The sequence below is a fragment of the Rhodoblastus sphagnicola genome (genome assembly GCF_002937075.1).
GTDB classification, from domain to species: domain Bacteria; phylum Pseudomonadota; class Alphaproteobacteria; order Rhizobiales; family Beijerinckiaceae; genus Rhodoblastus; species Rhodoblastus sphagnicola.
In genome coordinates this window covers 1-21,113 of the sequence record NZ_NHSJ01000065.1, presented here as the reverse complement: position 1 = coordinate 21,113, position 21,113 = coordinate 1, and the positions used below count along the sequence as shown (strand labels likewise).

The window sequence follows — 21,113 nt, the reverse complement described above, 5'->3', positions numbered from 1 at the left end:
ACATGCACATTCTGCGCGCCGAACTGCGATCCCTAGATGAAACGGCTGTCGCCGTCGATCTCGACCAGTCGCGCGCCGAGATCGTCGCTTTGTCCTTTACCGACAGCGATCTGAACGTGCTCGCCAAGGCGTGGGAAACCCTCGCCGCCGACCCCGAAACGGCGAGCGCCACGAAAAACCTGTCGCTCAGGCTCGCCAGCCTCGCCGACCTGCGCCACCCCTATTCGGTCGATCTCTACGTCGAAAAAGTCTTGTCCCACGCCCGCTTCGTGATCGTGCGCCTGCTCGGCGGCCTCGATTACTGGCGCTACGGCGTGGATGAGCTTTCCCGCCTCGCCAAGGCGAATGGCGCCCGCCTCATCGTCGTCCCCGGCGATCCCCGCGAAGACCCGCGCCTCGCCGACGTCTCGACAGCCGACACCAAAGACCTGCGCCGCGTCTGGGACTGGTTCCAGGCCGGCGGCGTCGAGAACGCCGCGCAAATCCTGCGCTATGCCCTGACCGACCTCGGCCACCCCTGCCAAATCGCCGCCCCCCGCGAAGAAGCCCGCCTCGGCGTTTTCGCGGGCGCCAGCCGACCGGCCAGCGCTGAAGCGCCGCGTGCAAAAATCCTGTTCTACCGCTCGGCTTTCCTCGCCGGCGACACCGCGCCTTACGAAGCCCTCGCGGATGCGCTGCACGCCCAAGGGTTTCAGGTCGAAGCCCTGTTCGCCACCAGTCTGAAAGACCCTGACGTGGTCGCGTCCCTGCGCCGCGCCTTGAGCGCCGACCCGCCCGACGTCATCCTCAATGCGACCGCCTTTTCCGCCCGCCTCGACGACGGGTCTTCCGTGTTCGACGCCTGCGACGCGCCGGTGTTCCAGGTCGCGGTCAGCCTCGCCAACGAGGCGCAATGGCAAGACTCCTCGCGCGGCCTCGCCCCCTCGGATCTCGCGATGAATGTCGCGCTGCCGGAGGTGGATGGCCGCCTGTTCGCGGGCGCGATCTCGTTCAAATCCCCCGAACCGCAAATCGGCGGGCTCGAATATGCGCCGCAACTCAGCCGCCCCAACGCCGAAAACATCACCCACGCCGCCCGCCTCGCCAGCGCCTGGGCGCAACTCCGCGCCACGCCGCCGCAGGCCAAAAAACTCGCCTTCATCCTGTCGGATTATCCCGGCAAGGGCGGCCGCGCCGGCTACGCGGTCGGCCTCGACACTTTTGCTTCAGTCCAAAACATCGCCCAACGCCTGACCATCGAAGGCTACCAATTCGGCGAAATCCCCACCGGCGCGGACATAGCCAAACACCTCACCGCCCCCGCCACCGAATTTTTCGACGTCGCGCGCTACCGCAAACTTCTTGCAAACGCCCCAAAAACCTTCGCAGCGTCGATCACCGCCCAATGGGGCGACCCGGAAGCCGACCCTGCCTGCCAAAACGGCTGTTTCGGCTTCGCGGCGCTCAAACTCGGAAACAGCGTGGTCGCCCTGCAACCTGACCGAGGCCAGCGCGCGGCGCGTAAAAACGAATACCACGACACCGCGCTCCCGCCGCGCCACGCCTATGTCGCCTTCTACCTCTGGCTGCGTGAAAACCTCGGCGTCCACGCCCTCGTCCATGTCGGCGCGCATGGCACGCTGGAATGGCTGCCGGGCAAGGCGGTGGCGCTGTCGCAAAATTGCGCGCCGCGCGCCACGCTTGGCGCCCTCCCGGTCATCTATCCCTTCATCGTCAACAATCCCGGCGAGGCCGCGCAGGCCAAGCGGCGCACTTCAGCCATCGCGCTCAGCCACCTGACCCCGCCGCTGGTCGCCGCCGGCGCCCACGGCGCCATGCAGGAAATCGAAGCCCTCATGGACGAATTCGCCGAGGCGCAGTCGCTCGACGCCCGACGCGCCCGCCGCCTCGCCGAACTGATCATCGAGCGCGCCCACGACACCGGCTTGGCGCAAGAAGCCGGCCTCGACCGCAACCTCAGCGAAGAGGACGCCCTGACCCGCCTCGACGCCTGGCTATGCGACGTCAAGGAAATGCGCGTCGGCGACGGCCTGCACATTTTCGGCGCCAGCGCCGACCCGGAAAAACTCGCTGAACTCGCCGCCCTCTCCGGCGATACCACGCAAGCGCTGGAGCGCCTGAAGCAAAGCCCAAAAGCCGAAATGGACGCCCTCATCGCGGCGCTGTCCGGCCGCCGCGTCGCGCCCGGCCCCGGCGGCGCCCCGGCGCGCGGCCGCATCGACGTGCTGCCCACCGGCCGCAACCTCTACGCCGTCGATCCCCGCTCCGTCCCCACCCGCACCGCCTGGGAACTGGGCGTGCGGGCGGGCGACGCCTTTCTCGCCCGCTACGTGCAAGATCACGGCGAATGGCCGGAAAATGTGGTGTTCGATCTGTGGGGCAGCGCGGCGGTGCGCACCGGCGGCGAAGACCTCGCGCAAGCCCTCGCTCTGATGGGTGCGCGCCCGCTGTGGGACCACAGCTCCAACCGCGTCTCCGGTTTCGAAATCCTGGAAATCGCCACGCTCGGCCGCCCGCGCGTCGATGTCACCGTTCGCATCTCCGGCCTGTTTCGCGACATTTTCCCGGATCAGATCGCGCTCTACGACGCCGCCGCCAAAGCCATTTCCGCGCGCGACGACGAAGGCGACGACAACCCGCTGGCCAAGGCGGCCAAGCGCGAAGGCACGCGCTCGCGCGTGTTTGGCGCCGCCCCCGGCGTTTACGGAACCGGCGTCGCCCGCCGGGCGCTCTCAGAAAATTTCGAAACGCGCGAGAACCTCGGCGCGGCCTATCTGGCGGCGACCGGCTACGCCTATGAAGGCGCGACCTCCCGCCAAACCGACGAATTCCGCGCCCGCGTGAAAACGTCAAACGCCTTCGTCCACGTGCAGGACATGCCGGGCCAGGACGTGCTGGACTCCGACGCCTTCGCCGATCACGAAGGCGGTTTCGCCGCCGCCGCCGAAAGCGCGGGCGCGACGCCCGCCCTCTATCACCTCGACGCCACCAACCCGCAAAACCCCAAGGCGCGCACGCTGACGGAAGAACTCGCCCGGACGCTGCGCGCCCGCGCCGCCAATCCGCGCTGGCTCGAAGGCCAAATGCGCCACGGTTTTCGCGGCGCGGCGGAAATCGCCGAAAGCGTGGACAATCTGTTCGCCTTCGCCGCCACCACCCATGCGGTCGCCGACCGCCATTTCGACCTGCTGTTCGACGCCACCTGCGGCGACGAAAAGGTGCGGGACTTTTTAGTCGAAGCCAATCCGCAAGCCGCCAACGCCATAGCCGAGCGATTCCAAAGCGCCTTGACACGCGAACTCTGGCGCACCCGCCGCAACAGCGTCGCGCCCTGGCTCAGCGAACTCAAAACCCTGGCGGCGGCCCGCCTGAATAAAAGTGAGCCTCATGAGCTATGACTACATCCGCGAAGGCGACGCGATCTACCATCGCTCCTTCGCCATCATCCGCGCCGAAGCGGATCTAAGCCGCTTCAGCCCCGGCGTGGAAGAACGCCTGGCGGTGCGCATCATCCACGCCTGCGGCATGACCGAAATCGCGGAAGCGCTGGCCTTCGCGCCGGGCGCGGCGGAAGCCGGCGCGGCGGCTCTCGCCGCTGGCGCGCCCATTTTCTGCGACGCGCAAATGGTGGCCCATGGCGTCACCCGCGCCCGCCTGCCCGCCAATAATGAAGTCATCTGTACCCTGTCAGACCCCAGCGTCCCCGAACAAGCGCGCGCGCGCGGCCTCACCCGGTCGGCCGTCGCCGCAGATTTGTGGCGCGAAAAACTCGGCGGCTCGGTGGTGGCCATCGGCAATGCGCCGACCACCCTGTTCCGCCTGCTGGAAATGCTGAATGAAGGCGCGGACATGCCGGCCTGCATTATCGGGATGCCCGTCGGCTTCGTCGGCGCCGCCGAATCCAAGGAGGCGCTGATCGCCTACCCGAAAACCCCGCATCTGGTGGTGCGCGGACGGCGCGGCGGCAGCGCGATGGCGGCGGCGGCGATCAATGCGCTCGCGAGCGCGAAGGAATGAAGATGGCCGGACGTCTCTATGGCATAGGCCTGGGTCCAGGCGACCCCGAACTCCTCACCGTCAAGGCTGCGCGGCTGCTGGGCGCCTGTCCGGTGGTGGCCTATTTCTGCAAGTCGGGCCGGCGCGGCAACGCCCGCGTCATCGCCGACCGCTGGATTCCCGAATCTTGCGAGGAACTGCCGCTCGGCTATCCCCTGACGACGGAAATCCCGTTCGATCACCCCGATTATGTCAAAGCCCTGTCAGCCTTCTACGAGGAAGCCCGCGAAAAGCTTAGAGAACGCCTGCTGCGCGGCCAGGATGTCGCGCTGATCGCGGAAGGCGACCCGCTGTTCTACGGCTCGTTCATGCACCTGTTCATCCGCCTCAAGGACGAGTTCGACACCGAAATCGTGCCGGGCGTGACGGGCATGGCGGGCTGCGCGGCGGCGGCCGGCGCGCCGCTGACCTGGGGCGACGACATTTTACGCGTCCTGCCGGGCACCCTGCCTTACGAAGCTCTGGCCGATCATCTCAAGCAAGCCGACGCCGCCGTGGTGATGAAGCTCGGCCAAAATTTCGCAAAAGTGCGCCGCGCCTTCGCCGCAACCGGCAAGCTGGAGCGCGCCATTTATGTCGAACGCGGCGCCATGCCCGAGCAAAAGGTGATCCCCCTCGCCGACAAGCAGGGCGACGACGCGCCCTATTTCTCGATGATTCTCCTGCCGGGACAGGGGCGCCGGCCATGACCGGCAAAGTCTTCATCATCGGCCTCGGCCCCGGCCCCTCCCACTGGCTGACCCCGCAAGCCAGCGCGGCGCTGGATGGCGTCACCGACCTGATCGGCTATTTCACTTACGTCGATCGCATCCCGCCGCGCCCCGGCCTGAAAATCCACGGCAGCGACAACCGCGTCGAACTCGACCGCTCCCGCCACGCGCTGGAACTGGCCTGCGAAGGCAAAATCGTCGGCGTGGTCTCCGGCGGCGATCCCGGCGTATTCGCCATGGCGGCGGCGGTGCTGGAGGCGGTCGAAAACGGCCCGGAAAACTGGCGCGCGCTCGACATCGAAGTGCTGCCCGGCGTCAGCGCGATGCAGGCGGCGGCGGCGCGCCTCGGCGCCCCGCTCGGCGGCGATTTCTGCGCGATCTCGCTGTCCGACAACCTCAAACCCTGGTCCCTGATCGAGCGCCGGCTCAAAGCGGCCTCGGAGGGCGATTTCGTGCTGGCCCTCTACAATCCGGCCTCAAAAGCCCGTCCCCAGCAAATCCACGACGCCTTCGCACTGCTGCGAACCCTGCGTCCGGCCAAAACCCCGGTGGCCTTCGCCCGCGCCATCGGCCGCCCCGACGAACGCATCGTGCTGACCACATTGGCCGAAGCAGACCCAAGCGTGGCCGACATGAGCACGCTGGTCATGATCGGCGCCACGACAACCCATCTGATCGAGCGGCCGGAAGGCCGGCCATTCGTGCTCACCCCCCGCAGCTACGAGGCCGAGCGGTGAGCCTCGATCCAGCCAAGCGCATCCTCGATTTTGACAAAGACCGGCCGCTCCGGCGCCTGCGGTCGCCGGATCATCACGACGGGCAACCCCAGTTCGCGCGCCGCCGAGATCTTGGCCCCCGTGGCCGCGCCGCCGGCATTCTTGCTGACCACAATGTCGATGCGTTTCTCCCGCATCAAGGCGATCTCGTCGGCGACGGTAAACGGCCCGCGCGCCAGCACAAGATCGATCGAGCCGGGCAGGGCGGCGGCGTCCGGCGCATCAATCGAGCGCAACACGAAATGATGCGGGCTCGGCCCGGCGAAGGCGCCGGCCTGCAAGCGTCCGGTGGTGAGGAAAACCCGCTTGGGCGCGTCGCCCAGCGCGCGCGCCGCCGCCGCCGCGTCATCCACCTCGATCCAGTTGTCGCCCTCGCCCGCGACCCAGGGCGCGCGCGTAAAAGCGCACAGCGGAACTCCCGTCGCAGCGCAAGCCTCCGCCGCATGGCGCTTCATCTGGGCGGCGAAGGGATGAGTCGCATCAATCACAGCCTCGACGCCCTCGGCCTTCAAATAAGCAACGAGTCCTTCCACCCCGCCGAAGCCGCCGACGCGCGTCGGCAAGGGCAGGGCGGCCGGAGTTTTTGTGCGCCCGGCGAGCGACAATGTCGCGGCCACATCGGCGCGATCAGACAAAGCCCGCGCGAGCAAACTCGCCTCGCTGGAGCCGCCGAGAACAAGAATGCGCATGATCAGCCTTTCCCGAGGTTTTGTTCATGAGCGCGTCCCCCTGGCTCACCATAGTCGGGCTCGGCGAAGACGGGCTTGAAGGTCTCTCACTAGCCGCGCGAGCGCGGATCGCGCAAGCGCGTCTCGTCGTCGGGGGCGCGAGGCACCTGAACCTGATCGGCGCAACGCGCGCCGAGCGCCTCGCCTGGCCCTCGCCCCTGCAAGAAGCTTTTCCAAAAATCCTCAGCATGCGCGGTGCAGACGTCGTGGTGCTGGCCTCCGGCGATCCGTTCTTCTACGGCGTCGGCTCGCTGCTGGCCCAAATCGTCCCACCGTCGGAAATCCTCTGCCTGCCGCAACCGTCGGCCTTCAGCCTCGCCGCCAGCCGCCTCGGCTGGCCGCTGCAAGATTGCGCGCTGGTGACGCTGCACGGCCGCGCGCTGGAAAAGATCATCCCGCATCTGCAACCGGGCGCCCGCATCCTCGCGCTGTCCTGGGACGGCGACACCCCCAAAAAACTCGCAACCCTCCTCACCGAACGCGGCTTAAGCGCCTCGCGCCTCACCCTCTGCGAAGCCATGGGCGGCCCCCGCGAGCTTTTGCGCACGACATTGGCGGAAAACTTCAACATCGAGGGCATAGACCCGCTCAACACTATCGCCCTCGAAGTTTTGGGCGAAGGCGCCCGCATTCCGCCGAAAACCCCCGGCCTGCCCGACGACTGGTTCGAGCACGACGGTCAGATCACCAAGCGCGAAATGCGCGCCCTCACCCTCGCCCACCTCGCCCCCCGCCCGCGCGACCTGCTGTGGGACGTCGGCGCTGGCTCCGGCTCGATCTCGATCGAATGGCTGCTCGCCGACCCGTCCACGCGCGCGCTCGCCATCGAGAAGAACCCGGAACGTTGCGCCCGCATCAGCCGCAACGCATCAACTCTCGGCGTCCCCCATCTCAAGCTCATCGAGGGCGAGGCGCCCAAAGCCCTGACAGACCTCGAACAGCCGAACGCCATCTTCATCGGCGGCGGCTTTACCGCGCCCGGCCTGATCGACCTGTGCTGGTCGGCGCTCGCCCCCCACGGCCGCCTCGTCGTCAACGCCGTCACACTGGAAAGCCAAAGCGACCTGTTCGCGGCCCATCGCCGCTTCGGCGGCGAACTGGTGCAAACCCAATTCGCCCACGCCGACAATATCGGCCGCTTTCGCGGCTTCCGCCCGGCCATGCCGAGCGTGCAGTGGAGCGTGACCAAATGAGCGCGGCGGTGGGCCTCGGCTTCAGTTCGACAGCGACGGCGGAAGCCATCGCCCGCGTGGTCCGCCTCGCGCTGGACCGCGCCCAAAAAACCGAAGCCACCCTGCACACCAGCGTCCGCAAACGCGACAGCGAAACCCTGAAAAACGCGGCCCAAAACCTGCAAATGCGCCTCACCTTCCACGAAGACTCAAAGTTGCAAGACCGCGCCGCCGAAGTGGTCTCGCACTCCCCCCGCATAGAAGCGCTCGCAGGCGTCGGCAGCCTCGCGGAAGCCGCCGCGCTCGCCGGCGCGGGCGAAAACGCGCGCCTCATCGTGGAAAAATTCAGCCTCGACGGCGTCTCCTGCGCCGTCGCTCTTGCTTCGGAGTCGTGATGACCATCCATTTCATCGGCGCCGGCCCCGGCGCCGCCGACCTGATCACCCTGCGCGGCCGCGACCTGATCGCCAGTTCGCCGGTCTGCCTCTACGCCGGCTCCCTGGTGCCGAAAGCCCTGTTAAAACATTGCCCGGACAACGCCCGCATCATCGACACGGCGCCGCTGAGTCTCGACCAGATCGAGGCTGAATTTTTGCGCGCGCACGAGGCCGGCGAGGATGTGGCGCGGCTGCATTCCGGCGACCTCTCGATCTGGAGCGCGCTGGCGGAACAAACCCGCCGCCTCGACCGTCTCGGCATCCCCTATGACGTCACGCCGGGCGTACCGGCCTTCGCCGCAAGCGCGGCGGCGCTCATGTGCGAACTCACCGTGCCCGAAGTCGCGCAATCCCTGGTCCTGACCCGCACCAGCGGCCGCGCCTCGGCTATGCCCGAAAGCGAAAGCCTCGCCGCCTTCGCCCGCACCGGCGCCACGCTCGCCATCCACCTCTCGATCCACGTCCTCGACAAACTGGTGGCGGAGCTAACCCCCATCCTCGGCGCGGATTGCCCGGTCGCCATCGTCTTCCGCGCTTCCTGGCCCGACGAAAAAATCGTGCGGGGCACGCTTGCCGACATAGAAGCGCGCTTTGCCGAATCCCCGGTCGAGCGCACGGCGCTGGTCCTGGTCGGCAAGGCGCTCGGGGCGGAAAATTTCCGCGAAAGCGCGCTCTACGATCCCGAATATCTGCGCCGTTTCCGCCCCCAACGCGGCCAATCCGAATGAACGCGCGCCCCTCGCTTCCTCTTGCGTCAAACCTGCCCACTTTCGAGCCGGGACAAGTCTGGCTGGTCGGCGCCGGCGCCGGCGATCCCGGCCTGCTCACCCTGCTGGCGCTGCACGCGCTGCAACACGCCGACGTCATCGTCCACGACGCCCTCGTCAGCGACGAAATCCTCGCCCTCGCGCGTCCGCAAGCGCGCCGCGAATTCGCCGGCAAGCGCGGCGGCCACCCCTCCGCGCATCAGGACGACATCACCGAAAGCCTGATCGACCTCGCCCGCCAGAACCTTCGCGTCGTCCGGCTCAAAGGCGGCGACCCCTTCGTGTTCGGACGCGGCGGCGAGGAAGCCGCGCAACTGGCCGCCGCCGGCATCAACTTCCGCATCGTCCCGGGCGTGACCTCGGGCCTCGCGGGCCTCGCCTATGCCGGCATCCCCGCCACCACGCGCGGCGCCAATCGCGGCGTGATCCTGGCGACCGGCCATTCCTGCGCCAAAGACGAAGAAAGCCTGGACTGGCGCCAACTTGCGCAAACCGGCCTGCCGATCATCCTCTACATGGCGATCAAGCGCCTCGACGTGATCGTCGGAGAACTTTTGGATGGCGGCGCGGACCCCCAAACCCCCGTCGCCATCGTCGAAGAGGCGACCACGCCGCGCCAGCGCACGCTGGTGACGACGCTCGAAAATTGCACGCGCGACGCCAAAACCCACGGCTGCGCCGCGCCCGCCATCATCGCGATCGGCGCCATCGTCAATCTGCGCGAACACCTGCAAGACTTCCTGCTCAACGCCGGAACCCAGGCATGAACGCGCGCGGCCTGCTGATCGCCGCGCCGCGCTCGGGCGGCGGCAAGACGACGGTCGCGCTCGGCCTGATGCGCGCGCTGCGCGACCAAGGCCTGCGCGTCGGCGCGGTCAAGTCCGGCCCGGACTATATCGACAGCGCGTTTCACACCGCCGCCACCGGCCGCCCCAGTTTGAATCTCGACACCTGGGCGATGGACAAACCGCTCATCGCCGGCCTCGCCGGCAAGGCGGCCGAAGACGCCGACCTGCTGATCGCGGAAGCCTCGATGGGCCTGTTCGACGGCGCCCCCGGCGCCAGCGAAAGCAACGGCTCCTCCGCCGCGCTCGCCCGCCAACTCAAACTTCCGGTGGCGCTGGTGCTCGACGTTTCCGGCCACGCGCAGACGGCGGCCGCAATAGCCAAAGGTTTCGTCGCCTACGACGCCAGCGTAAAAATCGCCGGCGTGATCCTCAACAAGGTCGGCAGCGCCCGCCACATCCTCTTGACAAAAACCGCGATTGAAGAGCTGGGCCTGCCCGTGTTCGGCGCCCTGCCGTGCGATCCAAACGTGACTCTGCCCGAGCGCCATCTCGGCCTCGTCCAGGCGGCCGACACCTCCGATCTCGAAGCCAAACTCAAAACCCTCGCCGCCTTCGTCGCCGCCCACGTCGATCTCGACGCAATTCAAGCGGCGGCGCAGCCTCTCGCCGCCACGCCGACGCGAACCAACGCGCTAAAACCGCCTGGCCAGAAAATCGCGCTCGCGCGCGACGCCGCCTTTTCCTTCATCTATCCCCATTTGCTGCTGGGCTGGCGCCGCGCCGGCGCGGAAATCGCCTTCTTCTCGCCTTTGCAGGACGAGGCCCCGCCAGAAGACGCCGACGCCTGCTGGCTGCCCGGCGGCTATCCGGAACTGCATGCCGGCCGCCTGTCGAACGCCAGAAATTTCATCGACGGCCTGAGACATTTCGCCGCAACAAAACCGGTGCACGGCGAGTGCGGCGGCTATATGGTTTTGGGTCAAACCCTTGTCGACGCTGAAGGCGTGCGCCATCCCATGACCGGTCTGCTCTCGGTCTCCACCAGTTTCGCCAAGCGCAAGATGACGCTCGGCTACCGCCGCGCCACGCTGTCGGAGGGTTGCGCGCTCGGGACTCGTGGGCAAATCCTGCTGGGCCACGAGTTCCATTATGCGACGGTCGAATCCCAGGGCGGCGATCCCGCCTTCGCCCTGGCTGGCGACGCCTACGGCAGCGAAGCCAAGCCGGTAGGCTCGCGCCAAAACCTCGTCACCGGCTCGTTTTTCCATGTGATCGCCGCGGAGCCAGGATAGCAAGAGCCATGGAAGCAACGCCGCATTTGCGCAAAGGCTGGACGACCGGCGCCTGCGCGACCGCCGCCGCCCGCGCGGCTTTCGCGGCCTTGTGCGACCAGGATTTTCCAGACCCCGTCACAATCACGCTCCCCGGCGGCCAAACCCCGGCCTTCGCCCTCGCCCTCACCGAGCGCGAAAAAGATTTCGCCCGCGCCGGCGTGGTCAAGGACGCCGGCGACGATCCCGATGTCACCCATGGCGCGACCCTGATCGCCACGCTGCGCTGGACCGCGCCGGGAACGGGCGTCACTTTTGCCGCCGGCGAAGGCGTGGGCACCGTCACGCGGCCGGGCCTGCCGCTGCCGCCGGGCGAACCCGCCATCAATCCCATGCCCCGCGAAATGATCCGCGCCAACCTGCAAGCGGAAGCCGCTTTGCAAAACCGCACAGCCGACGTCAACGTCGAAATCTCCATCCCCAGCGGCGAAAAGATCGCGGCGCGCACGCTCAACGCCCGTCTCGGCATTCTGGGCGGCCTGTCGATCCTCGGCACGACAGGCATTGTCACGCCGTTTTCCTGCTCCGCCTGGATCGCCAGCATCCATCGCGGCATAGACGTGGCGCGCGCCATGGGCCTCACAACCCTCGCCGGCGCCACGGGATCGACCAGCGAGGCTGCGGTAAAACAACTGCTGGGACTGCCGGAAGAGGCCCTGATCGACATGGGCGATTTCGTCGGCGGCATGCTGAAATATCTGCACAAGAACCCGGTCCCGCGCGTGGCGGTGGCCGGCGGCATGGCGAAAATGACCAAGCTCGCGCAAGGTCTGCTCGACCTGCATTCCAAGCGCGGCCAAGTCGATCTCGATTTTTTGGCGGGTTTTGGCGGCGGCGCCGCGTCGGACATTCGCAACGCCAATTCCGCCAAACACGCCTTCGAAATCGCTGATGCCGCCGGCATTGATCTGGCGGGTCCGGTCGCCGAAGCCGCGTGGCATACCGCCGCCAAATCCCTGCGCACAAATTGCGCGCTGAACCTGATCGTGTTCGACCGCGACGGTCGCCTGCTGGCGCAGACCGGCTTCCGCGCTATCCCCGATTGATCAATGCCAACAGCGCGTCTTCCTGGCGCGGCAGGCCGGCATCCCGGTCCAGCAACCCCTTGTCGCGCAGCGCCAAACCTAAACGCGCCAGCAGCGGCGGCTGCAACTGCGCCCGCGCCAAAACCGCGCCATCGACCAGCACCTCGGCCACGTCGCCCTGAGCCACCACCCGCCCGTCGCAAAACAGCGCGGCTTCATCGGCGAAGGCCCAGGCCAAATCGACGTCATGCGTGGTAAAAACCAAGGTCGTTCCCGCCTCCGAAAGCCGCTTCAACGCGTCAAGCAGCAAGGCGGCGCCGGCCCGGTCGAGACCGGCCGTCGGCTCGTCGAGCAGCAAAATCTCCGGCCGCATGGCGAGCGCCCCGGCGATGGCCGCGCGTTTTTTCTGGCCAAACGACAGCATGTGCGTCGGACGCTCCGCCAGATCGGCGATTTTTAGCGCCGCCAGCGCCTCGGCCACGCGCCGCCGCGTTTCCTCGTCGCTCAGGCCCAGATTGAGCGGCCCGAACGAAACATCCTCCGCCACGCTCGCGGCGAAAAGCTGGTCGTCGGCGTCCTGAAGCACAAGCCCGACGCGGCGCCGCCAGCCAATCAAGGCGTCGCGTTCATACCCGACAGCCGCGCCATCCAGCCGGATGTCGCCGGAAGAAGGCCGCAGCGTGCCGTTGAGATGCAGCAGCAGCGTGGTCTTGCCGGCGCCATTGGGGCCGAGAATGGCCAGTTTCCGGCCGCGCCCCACCGAGATGTCCAACGCCGCCAAGGCGGAAACCCCGCCGGGATAGCTATAGGAAAGGCCCCGCGCCTCCAGCAGCGCGCTCATGGCAAAACCCCGACCAGCGCCGTGGCGCCGAGAACGGCGCAAACCAGCGCCATCCCCCGCGCGCTCGGGCCGGGCCGATCCGACAGCACGCGCATCTCGCCACGCCAACCTCGCGCGAAAAGGCCGACCTCCATGCGCCGCGCCCGGTCGAGCGCGCGCGGCAGCAGATTGGCGGCGAGCAGGCCAAGCGACCGCAGCCGCCGCCTTTTGGTGGCATGGCCGAGCCGCGCCGCCTGCGCCGCATCCATCGCCACGGCGGCATCGGCGAGAATGAACAGAAAGCGATACATCAGCAAAGCCAGTTCGGTGATTTCCGAGGGAACGCCGATCCGCCGCGCGCCGGCAAGCAGATCGCTGGTCGGCGTGGTCAAGGCGAGAAACAGCAAACAGGTCACGCCGGCGAACGATTTTACCGCGAGGTCGCCGGCGGCCTCAAAACCGCCGGGCGCCAACCCGACGCCGTGGCCATCGATGCGCAGCGCCAGCGACACCGCGCCGACGGCCAGAAAGCCGACCGGCGCGGCGGCGCAGGCGCCCCACACTTTCAACGAAACCCGCGCGCCCAAAAGCGCGGCGCCCGTCATGGCGACGGCGACGACAGCCGCCCCCGGCCAAGGCTTCAAAACCAGCGCCAAAACCATCATGCCCAAGGCGAGCAGCAATTTTTCGGCGAGCGGTTTTCCGCGCCAGCGGTTGAGATGCGCTTCCCTATCGATCGGCGACATTTTTGCGCGCCGAGCGGCGGCCGATCACATAGCCGAGGAAGCCGGCGCCCAGCGCCGCCTGCAAGGAAAACAGCAGGCTTTCGACCTCGTCCGAAGGCGGCGTCCACAGCGACTTGAACCAGGGCTTGTAGCCCGGCGCCAGTTCGGAAATGGCTTCCGTCCCCTTGTCGTCGGACCCCTTGAAATCGCCGCCGAGACCGGGAACGACCAGTGGCGCTGCGATCAGGACGACGGTGGCGGCGAGCAGCAGGGTTGTGCGGAGCTTGTTCGACATCAGCGCGCCTCCCCCGACAGAACGGCGATTTCATCGACCTTGCCGGCGCGGCCGGACAGAGCGTTCATCACCACCACGGTCAAGAAACCCTCGGCGACAGCGAGCGGAATCTGCGTGACGGCGAAAATGGAGCCGAACTTGACCAGCGAGCCGAAAAAGCCGGTCTCGGCGTCGGGATAGGCCAGCGAAAGCTGCACGGCGGTGGTGGCGTAAGTTGCGAGATCGCCAAGCGCGGCGGCGAAAAACACCGCGATCGCAATGGAAACCCCAAAACCGCGCAAACCCTTCCAAATGGCGTAACTCACCCAGGGACCGACAATGGCCATGGAAAACACATTGGCGCCGAGCGTGGTCAGGCCGCCATGGGCCAGCAGCAGCGCCTGAAACAGCAGGATGATGGTCCCGAGCACCGCCATGACGGCAGGCCCGAACACCACGGCGCCCAGGCCGACGCCGGTCGGATGCGAGCACGAACCGGTGACGCTGGGCATTTTCAGCGCCGACAGCACGAAGGCATAGGCCCCGGCGGCGGCGAGGTTCAGCCGCGCCTCCGGCCGCTCGCGCAAAATACGGCGCAGGGAAACGCCGCCGGCGACGACGAAGGGCGCCGAAGCCACGAACCATCCGACCGCATGGCCGACCGGCAGAAAACCTTCCATGATATGCATAGGACCGCCTCCAAAACCGCGCCCCGGACCGCCCCGTCCGGGTGTGTTGCGCTGATGCGACGGCAGGTCTCCTGGCTCGCGGGTCCAATCTCGGCAAACCTTCCCGGCGCAGGCCCCCGGAGGTTGGGGACAAACGCCAGTGGCGGATCGCGTGGGCGATCCAGAGCCGATTTCTCGCCGCTCACAGTTGCGGGGACAGCCACGGATTTCAACCGTGTTCCCTTTTCACCGGCGGGTTTTGCCCGCGCGGAACCGTCATCTGTCCATAAACCGGGACGGCGGTTCCGACAAGCGTTGCTTTCGCTGGAGGGGGCGGCCCGACCTCAGAAAAGATCTCCGCCCGCGCGCGCCTTGCCTTCGAGATCGCGCAAGGCGCCCAACAGGCCGGGCTCGGCGTCCTGGCGGCCCCAATGGTCGAAATGCACCAACTGTTCCAGCGGCAGGCGCTCGCGCCATCCGGCGGCCTCCAGCTCCGGCTTGGGATGATAGAATTTCACCTTGCCGACGCAGAGATAGGCGACGGGAACGATGCGCTCGGGAATGTCCAAGGCGCGCCGCACCACCTCATTGTCGAAGATGCTGACCCAGCCGACGCCCAAACCTTCCGCGCGCGCCGCGAGCCAGAGATTCTGCACGGCGCAGACCGAGCTGAACAGGTCCATGGCCGGAATATGCGTGCGCCCGATCACCACCGGACCGGCGCGGTCGCGGTCGCAGGTGATGCAAATGTTGATCGGCGCCTCCATGATCCCTTCGAGTTTCAGCGACCGATAGGTGTCGCGCTTGGCCTCGGGAAACATCAGCGCGGCCTCGGCATGCGCCTTCAGGAAGGCGTCATGCACGCGCTGCTTGGTCTCCTGGCCGCGAATGACGACAAAACTCCAGGGCTGCATGAAACCGACCGAAGGCGCGTGATGCGCGGCGACCAGCAAGCGGCCGAGCGTCTCGTCGGACACGGGATCGGGCAGGAATTCGCCGCGCGTGTCGCGACGGGTCATGATGGCGCGGTAAACCCCGGCGCGTTCGGCGTCGGGCAGCGGCAGGGCGGGCAGTTTCACAGACTCATCCATCGTCATTCCCCTTGATGGCGCTTTCGCCGCGTCGTCCATGCGCGCCGAAATAATTCCCACCGGCCGGTCTTCTGACTCGGGCTCACCCCGACGAAACGCCTTCCCAGCCCCCTGAAGCACAGGAATGGGCCAGTGGCGCGATGTTTCGTCAGTCCCCCATACAGCGCTGGGCGCGTCGCGGCCTGTCACCGCGTTCCCGATTCTCCCGCGTTTTCACGCGGGCGCCGGCGGGAGGCGCTTCCCTAGCAAGATTTTTGGCGGCCGCCAATGCGCGGCGAGTCATTCGCGATGACCATGCCGCCAAACGTCCTCCCTGGCCACCAGCCGATCGCGAACCCGCCACGCGGCGCGCCGAGGCTCCTGGACGCGCGTCGCGCCGCCCGGAAATCACCGAAATTGGCGCGGGCGGAACAAGTCGAGCTTGCGAACGCAATCCAGGGTAGCAATGCGCCGGGCGACGGCCTTGCAAATCCGCGTCAAGAGCGCGTCAAGAGTTAGATCATCTACCTGTTATGCCTTTGTTCTTCCAAGAATCCGTATCAGCCGCATCCTGTTGAGAAGTTCTTCATCCTTGAGGACTACAACCAGGAATTGTTCATACGGGCGTCACGAAAAGGACGCCGACGTCCGGAGAACGATCGAGGACAACAAGAGCCGGCGCCAGCAAGCCTGAGGCAAAGTTGGGCTGGCGCAAGCGCCGCGACGGAATTCCCATGTGTCTGCCCCATAAAGGCCAACGGAGCTTGCCATGTCCGCCATCGCCCTGATCGTCGACGATTCTCCCACCATGCTGATGAGCATAGGCGGCATGCTGACCAAGATGGGCCTCAAGGTCGAGCAGGCGGCCAGCGGCGAGGAAGCCCTCGGCAAGCTGCGCTCCGGACTCAAGCCGCGCCTGATGATCACCGATCTCAACATGGGCAAGATGAACGGCATCGAACTGATCCGCGAGGCGCGCAAGGCGCCGGGCATGACGTTCATCCCGATCCTGATGCTGACGACGGAATCCGAACAGGCGAAGCGTCAGGAAGCCCGTTTGGCCGGCGCCACCGGCTGGCTGGTCAAGCCGGTCAACCCCGCGAGCCTGACAAAACTCGTCGATCAATTCATTCCGGATCGGTGAACATGCCCATTTCCATCGAGTCGGGAGCTTCCTGGCTCAAACCGTTCGCCTTCGTCGTCGCGCCCTCGCTCGGCGCGGCCAGCGCGGCGGCCCTGGGCGCTTCCCCGGCCGTCGTCGCCCTCACGGCGCTGGAAGTCTTGGGCGGCATGGGCCTCGCCGCCTTTCTAGGCGCGCGGCGCGCGGCCGCGCTTCCCTCCGGCCCCCTTCTTCCGTCGGCGCATCGACCGGTCCAGGCCGCGCAATTGGCGGCCGAACCGCCGTGCGGGGAATATAATTGCGCCCGCGCGGCGCAGTGCGCGACCAGGCCGCTGCATTCCGGTCCCTGCCCGCAACTGATGGAGGGATCCTGCCCGCAACTGATCGATCATCTCGAAACCTACGAGCGCATGCTGCTGCGCGCCACCAGCGACAATCTCGCGGTGATCGACGAGACCGAAAAGGCCGCCGGCGTCATCATTTCCCGGCTCGGCGACATCGACGCCTCGTTGTCGGAACTGCTGGGCGCTCTCGCCGGCGACACCGCCGGGCGCGGCAACGAGATCGAGGCGCTGGTGGAAAACGCGCGCGTGCACATCGGCGCCAATGTCCAGATGATCGCCGAAGTGGTCCAGAAGCACGACGGCGAGATCCAGCAGGGCTTCGACCGTCTGGCCGAAATCGAAACCATCAGTCAGCAATTGCATACCAATATTTCCGGCCTGCGCGGCATCGCCCGCCAGACCAACCTGCTCGCGCTCAACGCCTCGATCGAGGCGGCCCGCGCCGGTTCCGCCGGCGCCGGCTTCGCCGTGGTCGCGGCGGAGGTCAAGCGCCTGGCGCAAGGGTCGGACCGCATGGCCGCGCAGGTCGGCCAGAACATCGAGGAATTGCGCACCGCCATTCGCCAGAGCATGGACGGAATGGTCGGGCAGCGCGCCGAGGCCGATCGCGTCGATCTCGTCAAGATTGGCGACGAGGTTCGCAATGTCACCGAGGACATGGGCGGCATTCTCGCGGCGCAGCAACAAACGTTGACGCGGGTCGCGGCCGAGAACGTGCGCGTCTCCAACAATCTGGTCAATCTGATCGGCGCCGTGCAGTTCCAGGATGTCGCCAAGCAGCGCCTCACCCATCTCGACAAGATTTTCAACGAAGCGCGCGAAACCCTCAGCGTCCTGGCCAATGAATTGAAAAATTCGCGCAACCCGAAAATTCCCAACGCCGAACACCTGATGCAATCCGTCGCGGAAGAAGGCCCGTCCGGCCGCGACGCGGTCGCGCGCGGCGATCTGGAAATCGAATTGTTCTGATCCCGCCGGCTTTTCTCAGTCGAACAGTTCAATCGCGAGCCCGCCTTCGATCTGGGCGCGCGGGCAGGACGGCCCGTCCTCGGCGACGCGCGCGAGCAGCGCATCGACGTCCGGCACATGCTTGATTTCACGGTCGCCGGCCTGCGCGCGCATGCGCTCGATATCGAGATGGGCGAGCTCGAACATGCCGTCGAGATGGCTGAGGCGCTGCTTGGCGACGTCCTGGAACTGCACGGCGGCGATCACGGCGACGAGACTTTCCGAAATGGCGGCGTTGCGCTCGCCGACCATGCGCAGGGTGGTCTGCTGCGACGACAGGATCGCCTGCGTGGTGTCGTTGAGACGCCGGATTTCCTGGCCGATGGCTTCGAGGTCCGCGCGTTCGGCCTCGTCCTGCGCGCCGGCGATGCGCTTGAGATTGGTCCGCACCGTCGCGCGGAATTCGCCGATCTGGTTTTCGACCTGGACCGCCAGCCCGTCGCAGGCGCGCGCCTGTCCCTTCACCTCCGCCGCGACCACCGCGAAGCCCGCGCCCGCCTCGCCGGCGCGCGCCGCTTCAATGGTGGCGTTGAGCGCGAGCATATTGGTCTGGCGGGCGATGCCGCGCACCCCCGCTATGCTGGCCGCAAGCTGCTGGGCGACCTCCTCGATTCGCGCGAATTCGGCATAACCTTTCTTCAGGTCGCGGCTGCGGCGCGCGGCGAAATCGGCGATGTGCTGCGCGCTGGCCTCGATCTGCTCATCCGCTTCGCGGGCTATGGTCTCGATGTCATGGCCGGACCCCTCTTCGACGCAGGACACCAGGGACGACATGGCGCCATCGAGATCGTGCAACCGGCCGATGATGGTCATGGCCGCTTGCTCGGTTTCCTCGGCCACGGAAGCGCCGTCGCGCGAGGCGCGCTCGAGCAGGCGCTGGATGCCTTCGAGATAATCGAACAGCTCGCGCGGCGCCAACACCACGTCAGGATTGGGGGCGTCGGGATTTTCGGCCAGAGCGGATTCGGGTTTGGCGTCCGGGACCGGCGCCGGCGCGGCCAATCCTTCCTGCGCGCGACGGGGCAGCCAGGCGCCGCTGGCGAGACCGGCGAGACCGGTGAGCACCGAGAACGCCTCGCCCTCCCAGGACAGACCGAGCGCATGGCCGGCGCCGGCGCCGACGACCGCGACTCCGGCGGCGAGTTGCGATTTCAACGACGGGCGACCCAGCATGCTCAACTCTCCGGCGCCAGTTGCGCGACCAATTGCAACAATTTCAGACCGTCCACCGGCTTGACCAGCCAGCCCGTTCCGCCCGCATCCTTGGCTTCCTGCCGCTCGGCCCGATGCGATTCTGTCGTCAGCATCAGAATGGGAATGAATTGCAGGCCGGGAATTTTGCGGGTCTGGCGGATCAGTTCGACGCCATCCATCGGACCCATGTGCAGATCCGTGATCAGAATGTGCGGGCGCAACCCCGCCTGCATGAGCGACAGCGCCTCCTCGGCGCTGCTGGCGGTCTGCGCGTCCAGATGCGTCTTCGAGAGAATTGTGGAAATGCTGAACCGGATCGAAGGCGAATCGTCAACGATCAAAACAGTGTCCGTCATGCTGTCCTCGTAGGTCTTTCGAGACGCAAGAGACGCCTCAATCCCTACAAGCCAGTGAATTCGATTGTAAAATAAAAACCGAAAAATTTATGAACGCCAAGAATATTTATTCTATGCGCGCGATGAATATCTATAGTAATGACGTTACGTAAATCTCACGCGGCGTTCACGCTTCCGCCTCGTGATCGGCGCCGAGCGCCTTGCGCAGCAGATCCGCGAGATGGCCGTGTTCCGGCCAGGCCAAAATCTTCGGCCGCGCGGCCACGATCAATTGAAACAGGGCCGAATGCATGCCGCCGCATTCGCTCAAGTCCAGGTCGGGCATCGGTTCGACCGAGAGTTTCTCCGCCAGCTCCACCGCCTCCTCGACGGCGCAATGATCGTGAAAGCGGACAACCCCGTCTTCGTAGAGAACAGGCATCACAGCAGCTCCTTGAGATCGAGCACCAGCAGCACGCGGCCGTCGCCGAGCAAAGTGGTGCCGGAAAAGCCGCGCGAACTCGCGACAATGCCTTCCAGCGGCTTCAACACCACGTCCATGCCAATGCGGAAATCGTCGATCACCACACCAACCAGCCGGCCGTCGATCCGGCACACCAGCACGGCCTCCGGCGCGTCATAGTCCTTGTCCAGCGCCGGCTCGCCGAGCAGGTCGGCCAGCCGCGTCAGCGGGACCAACTGCTCGCGCAAAATGAAGGTCTCGCTTTGCTTGACGCGATGGATGCGCGACTTGTCGATGCGCACGGTTTCGACGATCATGTCCATGGGCACGCCATATTGGCCGCCGGCGCCCTCGATGATCATGATCCGCGTCACCGCCATGCTCAGGGGCAGGGTCAGGCGCGTCAGCGCGCCCTTGCCCGGCGTGGAGGAGACCTGGACGCGCCCGCCAAACCCCTCGATGGTGGTGCGCACCACATCCATGCCGACGCCGCGCCCGGACAGGTCGGAGACCTGGCTGACGGTGGAAAAGCCCGGCGCGAAGATCAGATTGACGCATTCGACGTCGGTCATCGCGGTGCCGCGCTCGGCGGTGATCACGCCCTTTTCGATCGCGGCGGCGCGGATGCGCGCCGGGTCGATGCCGCGGCCGTCGTCCTGGACCTCGATGACGACGCTGTCGGCTTCCTGATAGGCGCGCATGGTCAGTTCCGAGACCGGCGGCTTGCCCGCCGCGCGGCGCTCCTCGGCGGATTCGACGCCATGATCGAGCGAATTGCGCACGATATGCAGCAGCGGATCGCCCAGGGCCTCGATGATGGTCTTGTCGGCGGCGGTGTCGCCGCCCGAGACGGTCAGCTCGACCTCCTTGCCGAGCCGGCGCGCGACATCGCGCACCAGACGGGGAAAGCGGTCGAACACATCGCTGACCGGCAACATGCGCACGGCCATGATCGCCGATTGCATCTCCTGCGCGAGACGGTCGATCACCGCATACTGGTCCTTGATCTCGCGCGACATCTCGCGGGAGCCATGGACCTCCTCCGCGCGCTTGGCGAGGAAGGGCAGGCTGTTCTTCGACACCACCAGTTCGCCGATGAGATTCATCAACAGGTCGATCTTGGCCTGATCGACGCGCAGCGTTTTCTTGGCCTCGTGTTTGCCATGGTCGCGCTTGTCGGCGGGCGCTTCCCCGGCGGCGGTTTTCGCGGGCGGCGGCTCGGGATGGGCGGCGGCGGGGGGCGGCGCGAGAACGACGGGCGCGGGCGCCGTCGCCGCCTCGTCGCGTGCGAAAACCTCCAGG

At 66.7% G+C, this 21,113-nt stretch carries 22 protein-coding genes and 2 riboswitches; of the genes, 12 read left to right on the top strand and 10 right to left on the bottom strand.

Annotated elements, in window-relative coordinates; all coding sequences use genetic code 11:
- Window positions 1-2: 2 nt before the first annotated feature.
- Genes cobN through cobJ form a run of 4 tightly spaced genes read left to right on the top strand, consistent with a single transcriptional unit; the run spans window position 3 to window position 5,503 of the window.
- Window positions 3-3,398, top strand: a complete 3,396-nt coding sequence (cobN, locus tag CCR94_RS10300; RefSeq protein ID WP_104507776.1) for a cobaltochelatase subunit CobN — start codon at window positions 3-5, stop codon at window positions 3,396-3,398.
- Window positions 3,388-4,017, top strand: coding sequence for a precorrin-8X methylmutase (locus CCR94_RS10295; RefSeq protein ID WP_104507775.1), 630 nt, complete (start codon window positions 3,388-3,390; stop codon window positions 4,015-4,017). Before cobN ends, CCR94_RS10295 begins: the two co-directional genes overlap by 11 nt.
- 2 nt (window positions 4,018-4,019) lie before the next feature.
- Window positions 4,020-4,745 (top strand): precorrin-2 C(20)-methyltransferase, encoded by a 726-nt coding sequence (locus CCR94_RS10290; RefSeq protein ID WP_244594022.1) that lies wholly within the window; start codon window positions 4,020-4,022, stop codon window positions 4,743-4,745.
- On the top strand, window positions 4,742-5,503 hold the full coding sequence (gene cobJ / locus CCR94_RS10285; protein ID WP_104507773.1) for a precorrin-3B C(17)-methyltransferase: 762 nt from the start codon (window positions 4,742-4,744) through the stop codon (window positions 5,501-5,503). Before CCR94_RS10290 ends, cobJ begins: the two co-directional genes overlap by 4 nt.
- Here the strand turns inward: cobJ and CCR94_RS10280 are convergent.
- Window positions 5,485-6,231 (bottom strand): cobalt-precorrin-6A reductase, encoded by a 747-nt coding sequence (locus tag CCR94_RS10280; protein ID WP_104507772.1) that lies wholly within the window; start codon window positions 6,229-6,231, stop codon window positions 5,485-5,487. The genes cobJ and CCR94_RS10280 overlap by 19 nt on opposite strands.
- 26 nt (window positions 6,232-6,257) lie before the next feature.
- Here CCR94_RS10280 and cbiE point away from each other — a divergent pair, with 26 nt between their 5' ends.
- The 6 genes from cbiE to CCR94_RS10250 are packed head-to-tail and all read left to right on the top strand — an operon-like array spanning window position 6,258 to window position 11,811.
- The gene (gene cbiE, locus CCR94_RS10275) at window positions 6,258-7,463 is read left to right on the top strand and encodes a precorrin-6y C5,15-methyltransferase (decarboxylating) subunit CbiE (protein ID WP_104507808.1); all 1,206 of its coding nucleotides are present in this window, start codon (window positions 6,258-6,260) and stop codon (window positions 7,461-7,463) included.
- The gene (locus CCR94_RS10270) at window positions 7,460-7,837 is read left to right on the top strand and encodes a cobalamin biosynthesis protein (RefSeq protein ID WP_104507771.1); all 378 of its coding nucleotides are present in this window, start codon (window positions 7,460-7,462) and stop codon (window positions 7,835-7,837) included. The genes cbiE and CCR94_RS10270 overlap by 4 nt, the downstream gene beginning before the upstream one ends.
- Complete coding sequence (gene cobM, locus CCR94_RS10265; RefSeq protein ID WP_104507770.1) at window positions 7,837-8,607, top strand: precorrin-4 C(11)-methyltransferase; 771 nt, start codon at window positions 7,837-7,839, stop codon at window positions 8,605-8,607. Before CCR94_RS10270 ends, cobM begins: the two co-directional genes overlap by 1 nt.
- Window positions 8,604-9,413 carry a uroporphyrinogen-III C-methyltransferase gene (gene cobA / locus CCR94_RS10260; RefSeq protein ID WP_104507769.1) on the top strand — a complete coding sequence of 270 codons (810 nt, stop codon included), beginning with the start codon at window positions 8,604-8,606 and terminating at the stop codon, window positions 9,411-9,413. Before cobM ends, cobA begins: the two co-directional genes overlap by 4 nt.
- Window positions 9,410-10,726: a cobyrinic acid a,c-diamide synthase CobB gene (locus tag CCR94_RS10255; RefSeq protein ID WP_104507768.1), complete on the top strand. Its 1,317-nt coding sequence runs from the start codon at window positions 9,410-9,412 to the stop codon at window positions 10,724-10,726. The genes cobA and CCR94_RS10255 overlap by 4 nt, the downstream gene beginning before the upstream one ends.
- A gap of 8 nt (window positions 10,727-10,734) precedes the next feature.
- Window positions 10,735-11,811, top strand: coding sequence for a cobalt-precorrin-5B (C(1))-methyltransferase (locus CCR94_RS10250; RefSeq protein WP_104507767.1), 1,077 nt, complete (start codon window positions 10,735-10,737; stop codon window positions 11,809-11,811).
- On the opposite strand, the gene CCR94_RS10245 is transcribed toward CCR94_RS10250, so the two are convergent.
- From CCR94_RS10245 to bluB, 5 genes are all read right to left on the bottom strand, one after another.
- Window positions 11,798-12,631 carry an energy-coupling factor ABC transporter ATP-binding protein gene (locus CCR94_RS10245; protein WP_104507766.1) on the bottom strand — a complete coding sequence of 278 codons (834 nt, stop codon included), beginning with the start codon at window positions 12,629-12,631 and terminating at the stop codon, window positions 11,798-11,800. The genes CCR94_RS10250 and CCR94_RS10245 overlap by 14 nt on opposite strands.
- Window positions 12,628-13,356: a cobalt ECF transporter T component CbiQ gene (cbiQ, locus tag CCR94_RS10240; RefSeq protein WP_104507765.1), complete on the bottom strand. Its 729-nt coding sequence runs from the start codon at window positions 13,354-13,356 to the stop codon at window positions 12,628-12,630. Before cbiQ ends, CCR94_RS10245 begins: the two co-directional genes overlap by 4 nt.
- Window positions 13,340-13,630, bottom strand: a complete 291-nt coding sequence (locus tag CCR94_RS10235) for an energy-coupling factor ABC transporter substrate-binding protein (RefSeq protein ID WP_104507764.1) — start codon at window positions 13,628-13,630, stop codon at window positions 13,340-13,342. Before CCR94_RS10235 ends, cbiQ begins: the two co-directional genes overlap by 17 nt.
- Complete coding sequence (locus CCR94_RS10230; protein WP_104507763.1) at window positions 13,630-14,298, bottom strand: energy-coupling factor ABC transporter permease; 669 nt, start codon at window positions 14,296-14,298, stop codon at window positions 13,630-13,632. The genes CCR94_RS10235 and CCR94_RS10230 overlap by 1 nt, the downstream gene beginning before the upstream one ends.
- Window positions 14,299-14,342: 44 nt before the next feature.
- Window positions 14,343-14,570: riboswitch (cobalamin riboswitch) on the bottom strand.
- A gap of 51 nt (window positions 14,571-14,621) precedes the next feature.
- Entirely contained in the window at window positions 14,622-15,368 is a 747-nt protein-coding gene (bluB, locus tag CCR94_RS10225) for a 5,6-dimethylbenzimidazole synthase (protein WP_104507807.1), read from the bottom strand.
- A gap of 44 nt (window positions 15,369-15,412) precedes the next feature.
- A riboswitch (cobalamin riboswitch) is annotated at window positions 15,413-15,612 on the bottom strand.
- Between the two features lie 504 nt (window positions 15,613-16,116).
- Between bluB and CCR94_RS10220 the strand changes: the two genes are divergently transcribed.
- Both CCR94_RS10220 and CCR94_RS10215 read left to right on the top strand, forming a co-directional pair.
- On the top strand, window positions 16,117-16,491 hold the full coding sequence (locus tag CCR94_RS10220; protein WP_104507762.1) for a response regulator: 375 nt from the start codon (window positions 16,117-16,119) through the stop codon (window positions 16,489-16,491).
- Between the two features lie 2 nt (window positions 16,492-16,493).
- Window positions 16,494-17,780, top strand: coding sequence for a methyl-accepting chemotaxis protein (locus tag CCR94_RS10215; protein ID WP_104507761.1), 1,287 nt, complete (start codon window positions 16,494-16,496; stop codon window positions 17,778-17,780).
- 15 nt (window positions 17,781-17,795) lie between these two features.
- Here CCR94_RS10215 and CCR94_RS10210 read toward each other — a convergent pair whose 3' ends face one another.
- From CCR94_RS10210 to CCR94_RS10195, 4 genes are all read right to left on the bottom strand, one after another.
- Complete coding sequence (locus CCR94_RS10210) at window positions 17,796-18,992, bottom strand: methyl-accepting chemotaxis protein (protein WP_104507760.1); 1,197 nt, start codon at window positions 18,990-18,992, stop codon at window positions 17,796-17,798.
- Between the two features lie 2 nt (window positions 18,993-18,994).
- Window positions 18,995-19,369 carry a response regulator gene (locus tag CCR94_RS10205; protein WP_104507759.1) on the bottom strand — a complete coding sequence of 125 codons (375 nt, stop codon included), beginning with the start codon at window positions 19,367-19,369 and terminating at the stop codon, window positions 18,995-18,997.
- A gap of 166 nt (window positions 19,370-19,535) precedes the next feature.
- Entirely contained in the window at window positions 19,536-19,790 is a 255-nt protein-coding gene (locus tag CCR94_RS10200) for a hypothetical protein (RefSeq protein WP_104507758.1), read from the bottom strand.
- Window positions 19,790-21,113 (bottom strand): chemotaxis protein CheA (locus CCR94_RS10195; RefSeq protein ID WP_146089946.1); only part of this gene is annotated, 1,324 nt, incomplete at its 5' end. The genes CCR94_RS10195 and CCR94_RS10200, both read right to left, overlap by 1 nt.

Excerpts from the sequence above, each read along its gene's own strand:
- CCR94_RS10215 (WP_104507761.1), top strand. The coding sequence starts at position 16,494 with ATGCCCATTTCCATCGAGTCGGGAGCTTCCTGGCTCAAACCGTTCGCC.
- CCR94_RS10295 (WP_104507775.1), top strand. The coding sequence starts at position 3,388 with ATGAGCTATGACTACATCCGCGAAGGCGACGCGATCTACCATCGCTCC.
- CCR94_RS10280 (WP_104507772.1), bottom strand. The coding sequence starts at position 6,231 with ATGCGCATTCTTGTTCTCGGCGGCTCCAGCGAGGCGAGTTTGCTCGCG.
- CCR94_RS10235 (WP_104507764.1), bottom strand. The coding sequence starts at position 13,630 with ATGTCGAACAAGCTCCGCACAACCCTGCTGCTCGCCGCCACCGTCGTC.
- CCR94_RS10290 (WP_244594022.1), top strand. The coding sequence starts at position 4,020 with ATGGCCGGACGTCTCTATGGCATAGGCCTGGGTCCAGGCGACCCCGAA.
- cobN (WP_104507776.1), top strand. The coding sequence starts at position 3 with ATGCACATTCTGCGCGCCGAACTGCGATCCCTAGATGAAACGGCTGTC.
- CCR94_RS10270 (WP_104507771.1), top strand. The coding sequence starts at position 7,460 with ATGAGCGCGGCGGTGGGCCTCGGCTTCAGTTCGACAGCGACGGCGGAA.
- CCR94_RS10210 (WP_104507760.1), bottom strand. The coding sequence starts at position 18,992 with ATGCTGGGTCGCCCGTCGTTGAAATCGCAACTCGCCGCCGGAGTCGCG.
- cobA (WP_104507769.1), top strand. The coding sequence starts at position 8,604 with ATGAACGCGCGCCCCTCGCTTCCTCTTGCGTCAAACCTGCCCACTTTC.
- CCR94_RS10230 (WP_104507763.1), bottom strand. The coding sequence starts at position 14,298 with ATGCATATCATGGAAGGTTTTCTGCCGGTCGGCCATGCGGTCGGATGG.
- CCR94_RS10255 (WP_104507768.1), top strand. The coding sequence starts at position 9,410 with ATGAACGCGCGCGGCCTGCTGATCGCCGCGCCGCGCTCGGGCGGCGGC.
- CCR94_RS10250 (WP_104507767.1), top strand. The coding sequence starts at position 10,735 with ATGGAAGCAACGCCGCATTTGCGCAAAGGCTGGACGACCGGCGCCTGC.
- cobM (WP_104507770.1), top strand. The coding sequence starts at position 7,837 with ATGACCATCCATTTCATCGGCGCCGGCCCCGGCGCCGCCGACCTGATC.
- CCR94_RS10205 (WP_104507759.1), bottom strand. The coding sequence starts at position 19,369 with ATGACGGACACTGTTTTGATCGTTGACGATTCGCCTTCGATCCGGTTC.
- CCR94_RS10200 (WP_104507758.1), bottom strand. The coding sequence starts at position 19,790 with ATGCCTGTTCTCTACGAAGACGGGGTTGTCCGCTTTCACGATCATTGC.
- CCR94_RS10220 (WP_104507762.1), top strand. The coding sequence starts at position 16,117 with ATGTCCGCCATCGCCCTGATCGTCGACGATTCTCCCACCATGCTGATG.
- bluB (WP_104507807.1), bottom strand. The coding sequence starts at position 15,368 with ATGGATGAGTCTGTGAAACTGCCCGCCCTGCCGCTGCCCGACGCCGAA.
- CCR94_RS10245 (WP_104507766.1), bottom strand. The coding sequence starts at position 12,631 with ATGAGCGCGCTGCTGGAGGCGCGGGGCCTTTCCTATAGCTATCCCGGC.
- cbiQ (WP_104507765.1), bottom strand. The coding sequence starts at position 13,356 with ATGTCGCCGATCGATAGGGAAGCGCATCTCAACCGCTGGCGCGGAAAA.
- cobJ (WP_104507773.1), top strand. The coding sequence starts at position 4,742 with ATGACCGGCAAAGTCTTCATCATCGGCCTCGGCCCCGGCCCCTCCCAC.
- cbiE (WP_104507808.1), top strand. The coding sequence starts at position 6,258 with ATGAGCGCGTCCCCCTGGCTCACCATAGTCGGGCTCGGCGAAGACGGG.